This window comes from Nitrospinota bacterium (assembly GCA_016235255.1).
In the GTDB taxonomy this organism is placed as follows: Bacteria; Nitrospinota_A; UBA7883; order UBA7883; family JACRLM01; genus JACRLM01.
This window is the reverse complement of the sequence record JACRLM010000055.1, coordinates 1-12,638: the sequence shown is the minus strand read 5'-3', so window position 1 is coordinate 12,638 and position 12,638 is coordinate 1. Positions and strand designations below refer to the sequence as shown.

At 56.8% G+C, this 12,638-nt stretch carries 17 protein-coding genes; all 17 read right to left on the bottom strand.

The features are described 5' to 3' along the window. Positions 1 to 158: 158 nt before the first annotated feature. Positions 159 to 611, bottom strand: coding sequence for a D-tyrosyl-tRNA(Tyr) deacylase (locus tag HZB29_07115; protein ID MBI5815367.1), 453 nt, complete (start codon positions 609 to 611; stop codon positions 159 to 161). Next, positions 608 to 2,206, bottom strand: a complete 1,599-nt coding sequence (murJ, locus tag HZB29_07110; protein MBI5815366.1) for a murein biosynthesis integral membrane protein MurJ — start codon at positions 2,204 to 2,206, stop codon at positions 608 to 610. Before murJ ends, HZB29_07115 begins: the two co-directional genes overlap by 4 nt. Then, positions 2,196 to 3,998, bottom strand: coding sequence for a phosphoenolpyruvate--protein phosphotransferase (gene ptsP, locus HZB29_07105; GenBank protein MBI5815365.1), 1,803 nt, complete (start codon positions 3,996 to 3,998; stop codon positions 2,196 to 2,198). Before ptsP ends, murJ begins: the two co-directional genes overlap by 11 nt. Continuing rightward, a complete protein-coding gene (locus HZB29_07100) occupies positions 3,998 to 4,285 on the bottom strand; it encodes an HPr family phosphocarrier protein (protein ID MBI5815364.1) in 288 nt (95 codons plus the stop codon). Before HZB29_07100 ends, ptsP begins: the two co-directional genes overlap by 1 nt. After that, the gene (locus tag HZB29_07095) at positions 4,282 to 4,689 is read right to left on the bottom strand and encodes a PTS fructose transporter subunit IIA (GenBank protein MBI5815363.1); all 408 of its coding nucleotides are present in this window, start codon (positions 4,687 to 4,689) and stop codon (positions 4,282 to 4,284) included. Before HZB29_07095 ends, HZB29_07100 begins: the two co-directional genes overlap by 4 nt. 53 nt (positions 4,690 to 4,742) lie before the next feature. Continuing rightward, positions 4,743 to 5,210, bottom strand: a complete 468-nt coding sequence (locus HZB29_07090; protein ID MBI5815362.1) for a PTS sugar transporter subunit IIA — start codon at positions 5,208 to 5,210, stop codon at positions 4,743 to 4,745. Between the two features lie 33 nt (positions 5,211 to 5,243). After that, on the bottom strand, positions 5,244 to 5,582 hold the full coding sequence (gene raiA, locus HZB29_07085; GenBank protein MBI5815361.1) for a ribosome-associated translation inhibitor RaiA: 339 nt from the start codon (positions 5,580 to 5,582) through the stop codon (positions 5,244 to 5,246). A 30-nt stretch (positions 5,583 to 5,612) separates the two neighbouring features. Further along, positions 5,613 to 7,106 carry an RNA polymerase factor sigma-54 gene (gene rpoN / locus HZB29_07080; protein MBI5815360.1) on the bottom strand — a complete coding sequence of 498 codons (1,494 nt, stop codon included), beginning with the start codon at positions 7,104 to 7,106 and terminating at the stop codon, positions 5,613 to 5,615. A 47-nt stretch (positions 7,107 to 7,153) separates the two neighbouring features. Beyond that, positions 7,154 to 7,882 carry an LPS export ABC transporter ATP-binding protein gene (gene lptB, locus HZB29_07075; protein MBI5815359.1) on the bottom strand — a complete coding sequence of 243 codons (729 nt, stop codon included), beginning with the start codon at positions 7,880 to 7,882 and terminating at the stop codon, positions 7,154 to 7,156. Next, positions 7,879 to 8,427, bottom strand: coding sequence for a lipopolysaccharide transport periplasmic protein LptA (gene lptA, locus HZB29_07070; protein ID MBI5815358.1), 549 nt, complete (start codon positions 8,425 to 8,427; stop codon positions 7,879 to 7,881). Before lptA ends, lptB begins: the two co-directional genes overlap by 4 nt. Before the next feature lie 22 nt (positions 8,428 to 8,449). After that, the gene (lptC, locus tag HZB29_07065; GenBank protein ID MBI5815357.1) at positions 8,450 to 8,998 is read right to left on the bottom strand and encodes an LPS export ABC transporter periplasmic protein LptC; all 549 of its coding nucleotides are present in this window, start codon (positions 8,996 to 8,998) and stop codon (positions 8,450 to 8,452) included. A gap of 48 nt (positions 8,999 to 9,046) precedes the next feature. Further along, positions 9,047 to 9,523: a tRNA (adenosine(37)-N6)-threonylcarbamoyltransferase complex ATPase subunit type 1 TsaE gene (tsaE, locus tag HZB29_07060; GenBank protein ID MBI5815356.1), complete on the bottom strand. Its 477-nt coding sequence runs from the start codon at positions 9,521 to 9,523 to the stop codon at positions 9,047 to 9,049. Between the two features lie 143 nt (positions 9,524 to 9,666). Beyond that, positions 9,667 to 9,957: a HigA family addiction module antidote protein gene (locus HZB29_07055; protein ID MBI5815355.1), complete on the bottom strand. Its 291-nt coding sequence runs from the start codon at positions 9,955 to 9,957 to the stop codon at positions 9,667 to 9,669. 11 nt (positions 9,958 to 9,968) lie between these two features. Continuing rightward, positions 9,969 to 10,259 (bottom strand): type II toxin-antitoxin system RelE/ParE family toxin, encoded by a 291-nt coding sequence (locus HZB29_07050; GenBank protein ID MBI5815354.1) that lies wholly within the window; start codon positions 10,257 to 10,259, stop codon positions 9,969 to 9,971. Positions 10,260 to 10,328: 69 nt separating this feature from the next. Continuing rightward, positions 10,329 to 11,690 (bottom strand): protein kinase, encoded by a 1,362-nt coding sequence (locus HZB29_07045; GenBank protein MBI5815353.1) that lies wholly within the window; start codon positions 11,688 to 11,690, stop codon positions 10,329 to 10,331. A gap of 18 nt (positions 11,691 to 11,708) precedes the next feature. Further along, positions 11,709 to 12,194 (bottom strand): DUF3368 domain-containing protein, encoded by a 486-nt coding sequence (locus HZB29_07040; protein MBI5815352.1) that lies wholly within the window; start codon positions 12,192 to 12,194, stop codon positions 11,709 to 11,711. Then, positions 12,187 to 12,438, bottom strand: coding sequence for a UPF0175 family protein (locus HZB29_07035; GenBank protein ID MBI5815351.1), 252 nt, complete (start codon positions 12,436 to 12,438; stop codon positions 12,187 to 12,189). The genes HZB29_07040 and HZB29_07035 overlap by 8 nt, the downstream gene beginning before the upstream one ends. Positions 12,439 to 12,638 lie beyond the last annotated feature (200 nt).

The window sequence follows — 12,638 nt, the reverse complement described above, 5'->3', positions numbered from 1 at the left end:
AATCCATTCTTCCCTTGCCAGTTTTCCCGTTACCGTTTACTCTTTTCATGTGACCTCCTTGCTTTCCGTTGTTTTCGTTCAAAAACATGGTAGCAGGTGAGGTCATACCTTCGTTTCAACTAAGTTTAGGACACTTTCGGTATGAAACACTTAGTGGGTTAAGCGGTTATCCCGGCGGTGTCCAGCACGAAGGTGACGGGGCCGTCGTTTTCCAGGTTCACTTTCATATGGGCCCCGAACACCCCGGAGTCCACCTTCACGCCAAGGTCCCGCAAGCCCTCGATGAACATCTCCATAAGCGGCTTGGCTTCGGCGGGGGGAGCGGCCATTTCGTAGCCCGGCCTGCGCCCATTGCGCCAGTCCCCCAGCAGTGTGAACTGGCTGACCACAAGGGCAGAGCCCCCCACATCTTTTAACGAATGGTTCATCTTCCCGTCCGAGTCGGAGAATATGCGAAGGTTGGCCACCTTGTCGCAAAGGTACCGCGCCTCCCGTTCGCCATCCCCCCTGGCTGCTCCGAGCAGGATCAAAAGGCCATGCCCGATGGCCCCGGCCAGATGGTCCTCCACCGTGACAGAGGCCCGGTTCACCCTTTGTATCACCGCGATCATCGCTTGATCCCCAGTTTGGACGAAACACGCGCCATCAGGCTTTTCGCCTCGCCGCAGCCCATGGCCAGCGCTGAGGCTAAATATACCACCATGCCGATGGTTATGGCCGAGCCAAGGTGGACGATCCTGGATGCCAGTGGCGCCTCGTAACTGAAGAACGCCGCCGAATATCCCAGCGCCGCCACCCCCATCAGGATAGACGCGGCGGTCATCTTCACCGTGGACGACATTATCCTTCTGCCGTCCAGCGGGCCGATCTTTTTGCGCAGTATCCACAAAAGCCACCCCACGTTGACAAAGGATGAAATGGACGTGGCCAGCGCCAGCCCTCCATGCTTCATCGGCCCCATCAGCGCAAGGTTGAGCGCCACGTTCAGAAGCATGCAATACACCGCGACGCGGGTGGGAGTGGCCGTGTCCTTGAGGGCGTAAAAGGCCGCCACAACCACTTTTATCCCCGAATAGGCGCAAAGGCCCAGCGAAAAATATACCGTCGCGATCACCACGCCGTTGCGCGCCGCCTCTGTGAATTCGCCTCGTTCGAAGAGGACGTTTGTTATCGGCCCCGCCAGCGCCACAAGCCCCACCGTGGCCGGGAACGCTATGAACAGCGTCAGCCGCAGGGCGTGGGACATAAGTTCCACAAGCTTTGCGCCCCCCCGCGCCACCTCGCTGGACATGGAAGGGAGCGCCGCCACGCCTATCGCAACGCCGAACACCCCGAGCGGGAACTGCATCAGCCTGTTGCCGTAATAAAGGTAAGACACGCTCCCCTCCGGCAAAAACGAAGCCACCAGCGTGTCCACGAAAGAGTTTATCTCCGCCACCGCCATCCCGGCCGTGGCCGGCAATAGCAAAAGCCCCATTTTGCGCGCGTCGGCGTCATGCAGGTTAAAGGAGGGGACGAACTTCCATCCAAGCCCCTTAAGCTCCCACCATTGCAGCGCAAGTTGCGCGATCCCGCCGAGCAGGACGCCGATGGCCAGCGCCACCGTCGGCTCGTCGAACCTGTCCTTTAGCGTGATGGCGCACACTATGATCGTGATGTTTAGGAGCGAAGAACCGGCGGCGGGATAGAAAAACCGCCCCATGGAATTTAACATCGCCATCATCACCGCCGCCACCGACACGAAAAGGAGATACGGGAACATTATCCGTGTCAGGAGCATGGTCAGGTTGAAGGCATGGGGGGATGTGGTGAAACCCGGGGCCAGAACTTTCACAAGCCAGGGCGAGAATATCACCCCCATCGCGCACAACACCATGAGCGCCACCCCAAGAAGGGTGATGATGTTGCAGGCCAGGGCGAAGGCGCGTATTTTACCGTCTTTTTCCATCACGGAGGTGTAAGTGGGGACAAAGGCGGCGGTCATGGCGCCTTCCGCCGTGAGGCGGCGCAGAAGGTTTGGTATGCGGAACGCCATGAAAAAGGCGTCCGCGGCCACCGTGGCGCCGAAAAGCTGGGCCACGAGCATGTCCCGCACATAACCGAGCACACGGGAACCGAGCGTGGCGGCGCCCACAACGCCGGCGGCCTTGGTGATTATTTCCTTGTGACCGGGCCCTTCGGTTTTCGCCTGTCCGTCAGTCGCCATTATCGGAGATCGTGGCGCCTATCCCCTCGGGGGCGAGGGTCTTCAGGCTTGCGTTTACATAGTCCCTAATATCGTCTGTGGCGTTCATCGTCAGCGCCTGCTCCACCATGGAGGATGCCTCGCGCACGCTCACCGACCGGATCAGTTTTTTCAGTTTGGGTATGGAGTGCACGTCCATGGAAAGCTCCCGCACGGCCCCCATGCCAAGGAGCAGGAAGGCGGAAGCCGGGTCCCCGGCCATCTTGCCGCACACGGAAACGGTTATGCCCGCTTTTTCCGCCGCCCGGACGGTCTGGAGCAGCATCCGCACTATGGCGGGGGAGAAGGGCTGATACAGGTACGCCACCCGCTCGTTCACCCGGTCTATCGCCATGGTGTACTGGATCAGGTCGTTGGTGCCGATGGAGAAAAATGAGCAGCGCCGCGCAAGCTCCTCGGCCATCACAACCGACGAGGGGGTCTCTATCATTATCCCCACCTCGATGCCGTCGTCGAAGGGCTGGCCTTCTTTTCTAAGCTCTTCTTTCACGCTTTCAAGGATTGCGTTGGCGGCGTCCACCTCCTCGATGGACGTTATCATCGGGTACATTATCTTAAGATGCCCGTAGTGGGACGCCCGCAATATCGCCCGCAGCTGTATCCGGAACACTTCCGGATAGGCCAGGCAATAGCGTATCGCCCGGAGGCCCAGCGCGGGGTTAGGCTCCGGTTCGTAGAATTCCCCCGTGAGCGCGATTTTGTCCCCCCCGATGTCCAGCGTGCGGATCACCGCGTGGTTTGCCCCCACCGCCTGCGCCACTTTCATGTAATCGGCGAACTGTTCCGCCTCGTCCGGCCATTTAAGGCGGTTTATGTACAGGTATTCTGTGCGGTATAGCCCAACGCCGTCCGCGCCGTGCTCGGCCAGGTGCGCAAGGTCGTGCGACGATTCTATGTTCGCCATCACCGACACTTTCACCCCGTCCCGGGACACCGCCTCCAGGTGTTTTTGGGCGTGGACTTCCCGGTCGAAATAAATATAGCGCTGGCGGCGCTTGATGTACTTCAGGAACTGGTCCTTGGTTGGCAGGTGCACCACTTCGCCGTTGTTGCCGTCCACGATCACAGGGTCGCCGGAGCGCACACGCATTGAAAGGTTTTTCAGCCCCACCACCGCCGGGATGTCCATGGACGAGGCGATGATGCCCGCGTGGGAGGTCTTTCCCCCGGCGTCCGTGGCGAACCCGATGACTCTGGCCCCGGAAAGGCTCAGCGTGTCCGCCGGGCTCAGGTCGTGGGCCACGATTATCACCGGGTCCTTCAGCCCCGCCAGCGACTGTGTGTCCTCATGGATCAGGTGCCTTTGTATCCTGCCTACCACCTGCTCTATATCGCTTAAGCGCTCCCGGAAATAGTGGTCCTTTATCCGCGAGAAACTCTTCTGGAACTTCTCCAGCAGTATCTTCAGTGCCCATTCCGCGTTGCATTTCCTCTGCTTGATGATCTCCTCCACTTCCCGGATCATCGCCTGGTCGCGCAGTATCTGGGCGTGGGCGTCGAATATGAAGGTGGGGGCGCTTTCGCCGAATTCGGAGGCGGCCTTGTCGGCAAGTTCGATCATTTCGTTGAGGCTTGCGTCCACCGCGTCCAGAAAGCGGCTGATCTCCGCGGCGATCTCCGATTCGGCCAGGGCGCGCTCCAGCACGCAGATCATGTGCCGGTCTATGACATAGGCCTTGCCTATCACGATCCCGGACGACGCCGGGATCCCCGTGAGTATGTTCTCGTCCTTTGTTTTCGCCGCCTCTTCCATCAATCCTCGCCGAACTTGGCTTCTATCAGGCTTTCAATGGCGTCCAGGGCGGCAGCCTTGTCCGCCCCGCTGGCCTTTATCACCACAGTGTCCCCGCATGCCGCCGTCAACGTGAGCAGGTCGGCCACCTGTTTGCAGTCCGCCGTCACCCCGTCCTTTTCCGCTGTAATGCTGGCGGAAAATCCCATGGCGGTCTTCACCATGGCAAACGCGCTTCTTGCGTGTATCCCCCATTTGTTCCTTATGGTCACCGCCCGTTCTTCCATTCCGCCGTCAACCTCGGTCATTTTCCGCCGGACAGCACCTCGGATGCCAGGAACACGTTGGACCTGCCATAGTCGCGAAGCTTCAGCGCCTTTTCCTTCAGCGGCAGCGAATCGCCCAATACAACCGCGTGGATTAGCAATGGCAGGTTTATGCCGGCGACGATTTCTATCTTGCGCTCGTCAATGAGCGATATTGCGATGTTGGAAGGGGCGCCTCCGAAAAGGTCTGTCAGCACGATGGAGCCTTCATCCCCTTTGATTTCTTCCAGCGCCTTAAGGACGATGTCCCTGGCCCTGTCCACGTCCAACGCATGGTCTAGCGCCAGCGCCTTGAATGATGATTGCGGGCCCGTGATGAATTCCAGGGCGCTTAAAAACTCCGACGCTAAAAGCCCGTGGGCGATTATAAGGTGCCCTATTCTCATGCCGTTTGGTTCCGATCCTATGGTAATAGCCCGCATGCATGCCCTGTCATCTGTCAACCCAGGGCAGCGTCTTCCTCCGATATGATGTCATAAATCGCCCCCGCATCGCCCATGTTTCTTTCCATCCTGTTCCGGAAACTTTCACGCCGGACAAGACGGGCGATCCGCGCCAAGGCCTTCAGATGATCCCCCACAGCCTCCTCCGGCGCCAAAAGCAGGAAGAAAATCTTCACTGGTTTTCCGTCAGCGGCATAAAAATCAACCCCTTCCGGGGATAATCCAAACGCGCATACGACGCTTTTCACCCCGGATGTCTTGGCATGGGGTATCGCCACACCGTCCCCTACGCCGGTGGAGCCAAGGTTCTCCCTGCCGATGACGCTTTCAAGCGCGGCCGTTCCCCCATCAGTATGGCCGCTGGACTCAAGAAGCCCGCAAAGCTCCTTTATAACTCCTTGCTTGCCATGCGAGGAGAGGAGCCCGGCGCAGTTTTCGCGCCGCAGGATGTCCGTTATCCTCATAATGGAGCTTCGCCTGCAGGGCCCTGATTCCGCCTATTCCTCTTCCCCTTCGCCGGCTTTCGCGGAGGCCTGCGCCCCCCCGCCTTTCTTGTCGCGGGTCTTCTCCTTGAACTTTTTGGCCTGCCGGTCTATCTTGTCCATCACGCTGTCTATGGCGGCGTACATGTTCTCGTTCTTGTCCGCCCCATGCAGGTCCACCTTGTTGGCGTGGATCGTCACTTCGGCTATGTGCGTCAGCTTCTCCACCTTGAGGATGACGTGCGCCTTTAGCGTGGTGTTAAGATAACGCCGCACCTTTGCGACTTTCTCTTCGGTATAGTCCCGGAGGGCTGGCGTTACGTCTATGTTGTGGCCTGTGATTGTTATCTGCATGACTTCAAAATCTCCAAATAGAAATACGTATTACATGAATAACTTGCGGCGCTTGGAAGTGGAAAGGATCATAAGCTCCTTCCGGTACTTGGTCACCGTGCGCCGCGCTATTTTCACATCCTTGCTTTCCAGCAGCTTGACTATCTGGTCGTCCGTCAACGGCTTTGCCGAGTCCTCCTCCTTGACCAGCTTGCGTATCATTTCCTTCACCCGGACGCTGGACATGTCGTTGCCCAGGAAAGAGCCCACCGCCGAATGGAAAAAGAACTTAAGCTCGAAAAGCCCCTGCGCCGTGTGGATATACTTGTTGGTGGTCACGCGGCTTATGGTGGACTCGTGCATCCCGATGTCCTCTGCCACGTCCTTTAATATCAACGGCTTAAGATAGTTGATCCCCTTGTCCAGGAACTCTTTCTGGAATTTCACGATAGATCTGCCCACCTTTAGCATCGTCTGGCGGCGCTGTTCGATGCTCTTGATAAGCCAGAGGGCCGAGCGGAACTTGTTCTCCACATATTCGCGGGTGGTCTTCTGCTCCTCGCTCTTGTTTTTAAGAATGGACTGGTAATACTGGTTTATCCGCAGCCTGGGGATGCCGTCGTCGTTGAGGAACACCTGATAGTCGTCGTCCACCTTCACCACGAAAATGTCCGGCGTTATGTAATGCGCCTCCTCGGGATTGAACTGGAGCCCGGGCTTCGGGTCAAACTCCCTGATGGCCCGCACCGCCTCCACCACGTCCTCCACCTCCATGTCTTCGATCCTTGCTATCTTCGGGAAGTTGCGCTCGTCCAGGTTTGCCAGGTGGTCGAGGATAAGTTTTTCCACCAATGTACCTTTCAGCCGGGCGGCGTGCGCCTGGAGCAGAAGGCATTCCCGCAGGTTGCGGGCGCCAACGCCTGGGGGATCGAAACTCTGGATCAGCGTGAGCGCGTCCTCGATATCGTCCGTGGAGACCTGCGCCTCCGCCGCCAGCGCCTCTATGGTCTCTTCCAGATACCCTTCGTTGTTTATGTTACCGATGATTGTCGTGCCAAGCCTTTTCTCCTCTTCCGAAAAGGCCGAGCAGTTAAGCTGCCACATCAGGTGGAATTCCAGACCGTCTTTCTGCCGCAGGGTATTTTCGATGCTGGGCCGCTCCACATAACCGTCGCCAGAGCCCCCCTCATACAGGTCCGACTGCATGTAAGCGTCCCAGTCTATGTCATCTTTCTCAGGGGTCTGTTTCGTGTCCCCAAGATTGGTCTGTTCTTCATAAAGCTTTTCAGCCGGTTCGGATTTGAGCTCCTCGGCGGCTTCGGCGGTATCGGCGGCGGCTTCGGCCCTATCTTCTTCGGGGGTCTGCTCCTGTTCCTGCTCCTGCTCCGCAAGTTCTTCAAGAAGCGGATTTTCTTCGAGTTCCGCCCGTATCGCCTGCACAAGCTCCAGCCTGGTCATAGGCAAAAGCTTGATGGCCTGTTGCAGCATCGGCGTCATCACAAGCCGTTGCGCCAGGCGCATCTGCAGTTTCATTTCAATTCCCACGGGATTCCCTCTATCCGATATTTAGGAACGTTAATTGCTTCGTGTCTCTATTTTAGCGAAAAATTCTTGCCAAGATAGATATTTCTGGCCTGTTCGCTGGCGGCGATCTTTTCGGGTGTCCCTTCCTCGATTATCCGCCCCTCGCTAAGAATATAGGCCCGGTCGGTTATCCCCAGCGTGTCGCGCACGTTATGGTCTGTGATGAGTATGCCGATCCCCCGTTCGCGCAGTTTAAGAACCACGTCCTGAATGTCCGCCACGGCGATGGGGTCTATCCCGGCGAAAGGTTCGTCCAGCAGGATGAATGACGGCTCCGAGCATAACGCCCGGGCGATCTCCAGCCTGCGACGCTCGCCCCCGGAGAGGGAAAGGGCCACATGGTTTGACAGATGAAGGATGCCGAATTCGTCCAGAAGCTCCTTTGCCCGTTTCTCCCGGTCAAAGCGGCTCAAAGGCAAGGTTTCGAGAATGGAGATGACGTTTTCATATACCGTCAGTTTGCGGAACACCGAAGGCTCCTGCGGCAGATAACCGATACCATTGCGCGCCCGCTGGTACATCGGCAGGTGGGTCATCTCCTTGCCGTCCATATGGACGGAGCCTTGGTCCGCGCGGATCAGCCCCACCACCATGTAAAACGTGGTGGTCTTCCCCGCGCCGTTTGGGCCGAGCAGGCCAACGATGTCCCGGTTGGTCATGGTGAACGAAACATCGTCCACCACGCGGCGTCCTTTGTATGTCTTGGTCAGGTTGTCTGCCCGAAGGATCTTGGTCACTTTTTGGCTCCGGATTCAGCGGCGGATTGCTTTTGAGATTTGGATTCGTCTTCTTCCTTCTGGAACAGGATGATTGTGGCCTGCGTCCTGTCGCCGCTGAAAATCTCCATGTCCTCCCGGTTGAAATAATATACGACCTTTTCCCCCCGGGCCACATTTTTGCCCTGGGTGAGGACTGGGTTCCCGGTCAATACCAGTGTGCGCGAGTCCGCGTAATAATTCGCCTTTTCGCCCACGGCCACCTTGTCCTTATGGGTGATTTTCACCGAGCCGGTGGCTTCCATCTCGCGCATCTCATTCTGGTTTTCGTAGGAAAGAACGCGCATTTCGTCAGCTTCCACCTTCAATTTTCCCTTTATGGCGACGACTGAACCGAAGAATGATATCGTATTGTTTTTATTGTCCGAAAGCATCCGTTCAGAAGTTACTTGAAGCGGCGCTTTCTTGTCCTCCGCCTCTTCCTTTGCGGTCTGGGCCGTCCCTTTATCGCCGCTCACGGCGTAGGCGTTTTGCGCCATGGCGCCGATCAACGCCGCAAGCGCCATAACAGTCCACAACCGATGCGTCTTACTTCTTTTCATCTTCATAGAATGTTGCGTTTATGTTTGACAGCACTTCAACCTTTTCCTCGTCCAGATGGACCACCATCCCTTTGCCGGTCAATATGAAATTGCCGCCGAACACCCGCACCTCGTCCTCCGTCCTGATTTCCCTGGCGGAGTTGGACCAGTTCACGTTGTCCGTGATAAGCGCCGCGCCCGACTCCTGCCGGAAAAGCACCCCTCCGGAGGCGGTCACATCCTTCGTCGCGTTTATCATCTTTCCATTTTCCGCGTTCATCGTCAGTTTCCCGCTCTTTTCCGAGTATGAGACGACGGTGAATTTTTTCAAATCGGTGTAAGACTCGTCAATGGCGATGGCGGCGGACTCGGCCACAAGCTCCAGTTCCCTCACATTGTCCTTTTTCTGGATCAGGTGGACGCCTTCCAGCGTTATCTTCTCGTCCGACACCGAGATGCCGGAGCGTTTTGATCCTCCCGGCTGGCCGGATTCCATATAGAAATAGCCCACCAGGGCAATCGCCACGGCCAGCGAAACAAAAATAGCGGCCCTCATCCTGCCGGCCGCCGGTCTTTGCTTGCGCCGCGCGGTTTGGCGGCCGTTTCATGTCGTTCCATTTGCGGTGTTGATTATATCAAGAGCTGCGGCGGGAGCGCTCAACATAATTTTTCTCTCGTTCTCGGACAAAGGCTCGATCTTTATGGTGATGGCGCCATGTTTCATCTCCGGCGGGAGCTTTTCCGCCCATTCGATGATGGTGATGCGGGACGCGGTATCGTCGAAAAGGCCGATGTTCTCCGCTTCCGCGCCGTCGTCGAGCCGGTATAGATCGGCATGACGGACCGGCGGATCGTGGGGATATTCGTGGATCAGCGTGAAAGTGGGGGAGCGCACCGGGATATTTTCCGATATCCCAAGCCCCGCGCAGATACCTTGCGTGATGACGGTCTTGCCCGCTCCCAGGTCCCCTTCGATAAGAACAACATCGCCAGCTTTTAACGATCTGGCGATCCGGGCGCCCAAGGCGCGGGTCTGCGATTCACTGGAGGTGACGAAGGTCTGGGTATTCACGTTGTCCATGGAATGGATTTTACAGGGGAGGGGAGCGGTTGTCATCCCGGAAGGCGCGCGCGGCTTTACGGGATCGCGGTCTTAAAGTCCTGATCCCGGCTCGCGTTGCGCTTGGCCGGGATGACAAGGAAAGTCTACGCTACCGCATCATCTCAACCAGCCTTGGCCAATGGCGCATATTTCACATGCATCTTTTCCGCATGCCATAAATCCCAATCGCGCTGGAGATTTAACCAAAATTCCGGCCCGGTCCGGAACGTTTCCCCAAGGGCAAGGGCCGTGCCAGCGGAAACGCCGCGTTTGCCGTTTACGATCTCGTTCAGGCGGGCGTAGGGCCACTTTAAATGGCGGGCAAGCTCCACCTGGGTAATGCGCATCGGCTCAAGAAACTCTTTCAACAGCATTTCGCCTGGATGCGTGGGCGGCCGTTTTTTCGGCAGCATCTCCATTTCTCCTAGTGATAGTCCAGTATTTCCACATTCAACGCGTCATCGCCTTCCCATTGGAAAACGATTCGCCATTGGTCATTAATCCGCAGGCTCCAATGGCCCCCCCTTTCTCCCCGCAATTTCTCCAATCGGTTCGATGGCGGTATCCTTAAAAACTCCACGGACGGCGCGGCGTTGATCTGGTCGAGCAGGCGCCTTGCTTTTTCATGCAACTGCTTGGGGAGCTTGCGGGCATGGCGGCTTTCGGCCCCGTCATAAATATCCTGCGTCATCTTCCCGGCCAGATTGCGGATCATGAGTGGAGTATATCATATATCGGGATACGATATATGCGTTTTCCGGGAAATATTGAAAACGAATTGCTTTTAACCGCCCGCCTTCTTTGCCGTCTTCCTGTACACCATTTCCGACGTCTTGCGCAGGTTATCGGCGATGATGGAGGCAAGGTTCTTATAAAGCTTCACGCACAACTCGGGATTCTTTATCCGAAGCACAGCCTCGTTGATTGATATGAGCGCCACGTCCTCCGCCGCCATGGCGGTTGCCGAGCGTGGTGAGCCGTCTATTATCGCCATCTCTCCGAAACATCCGCCGGGCCGCAGCGTCACCATCTCCACGCTCTCATCGCCGGAGGGCGCCCCCTTGATAATCTGCACCGCCCCTTCCACTATAACGAACATGCGGTTGCCGGCCGTTCCTTCCTTGAAGATGACGTCCCCGGCCTTGTACGATTCGCGCCCGGCCAGCTTGAATATCTCCACGATCTCCTCGTCCTCGAAATCGGAAAAAAGCAGGTATTGCGACTTTAACCAGTGGATCACCTGCTTGTTTGCCATGGCCTTCTGGCGGTTGGCCTCGGAGGTCCTTTCAAGCTTGTTTATCAAAAGCTCCACCGCGTCGGAAAAGGCCCCGGCGTTGCCAAAGCGCCTTTCCGGGTCTTTCTCCATCGCCTTCATCACTATCTCGTCCAGCTCCTTGGGGATGTTCGGATCAAGGACGCTCGGCGGCGGCGGATCGGCCGAAAGCACCGCCATGAGGATGTTCTCCAGCGAATCGCCGGAGAAAGGGCGCCTGCCGGTCACAAACTCGTAGGTGGTGACCCCAAGGCTGAATATGTCCGACGCGGGGCCCACGTCGCCCCCCCGTATCTGCTCCGGGGACATGTATTGCGGCGAACCGAACATGGCGTTCATCTCGTCTATCCCGATAAGCGATCCGCCGTGGAGCTTTGCGATGCCAAAGTCCATTATCTTCGGCTCCCCCGCGGCGCTTATCATGATGTTGGCCGGTTTTATGTCCCTGTGCACCACCTTGCGCTTGTGGGCGTAGTTCATGGCCCGCGCGATGGAAGAGACCAGCCGCAGCTTGTCGTCCAGCCCCATCGCCTCCCCGCTGCGGACAAGGTCGAGCAGGGACGTCCCCTCCACATATTCCATCACGAAATAGCGGGTGTCCTGGTGGGAGCCGATGTCGTATATGGCGGTGATATTCGGGTGGGAGAGTATTGCGGCGATGCGCGCCTCCATGGAGAAGGTGCGCAGCCGCTGTTCGTCCTCCTGCGAAAGCACGTCCCGGGGAATGATGATGGTCTTCACCGCCACGTCCCGGTCCAGCTCAGCGTCATGGCATTTGAACACCACCCCCATGGCCCCGGCCCCAAGTTTTTCTATCATCCGGTAGCGGCCGATGAAGGATGTCTCGGTCAGATCGTCGTTAAATAATTGCATTTATCAACAACCTGATTATTATTCCCCCACCAGGGCAAGCGCCTGATCCATTGTTGATCTGGACAGATACATCCCTGTTTGGCGAAGGTTGTCCATCACAGGACGGGCAAGTGGAATAACACCTCGCCTTTTCGCTATCAACACTAGTCCCAATGTCCCAATAACATTGATGTTGAGTGTGACAGCGCAACGGCGGGCGCAAAGATCGTCAATGACAGCGATCACGCCAGGGTTGTTGTATGCGTATGCCAGGACGGCGGATTCTCCGGGGCCCAAGTCCCATGACTGGATGATTTGAGGAATTGAAGTGAGGGTCAGGCTCGTCAGCCATTCATTCCTGGCCAGCGCTTGCGCCGCCGGATCGTTTGCACCCCTCTGTTTTATTTCCACGAGGACCGATCCTGGCACAAATATCCTTGAACCAGCCTGTTTGAGCAAATCAACCAACCCGGCGCGGGAGAGAAATATAAGTGGTGAGGCGTTCACCACAGCGGCGTCAGGCACGGCTGATTTCTTTTCGCAATTCGTTCAAATCCACCGCAAAGACATCCGTTTTTTCACGTGCCAGCGCCATAAGGAAATCTGTCCTGTCCACTCCGGCTATATAGGCGGCTTTTTCCTGGGATATTTCACCGCGTGAATACCAGTGTATGGCAGCGGCTAGCCGCAATTCCCGGCCAAAATCATCAGGTGTCTTGCGTAATGCGGAAAAAACCTCGTCCGGAAGTTCCAAAGTCACCCTTGTCATCGTTCTTTCCTCACGCGTCTATTTCATCTGTCACGCTATGTTTATTCTAAGGCTTTCAATTCGAAAGTGTCCTAAACTTAGTTGAAACGAAGGTATGACCTCACCTGCTACCATGTTTTTGAACGAAAACAACGGAAAGCAAGGAGGTCACATGAAAAGAGTAAACGGTAACGGGAAAACTGGCAAGGGAAGAATGGATT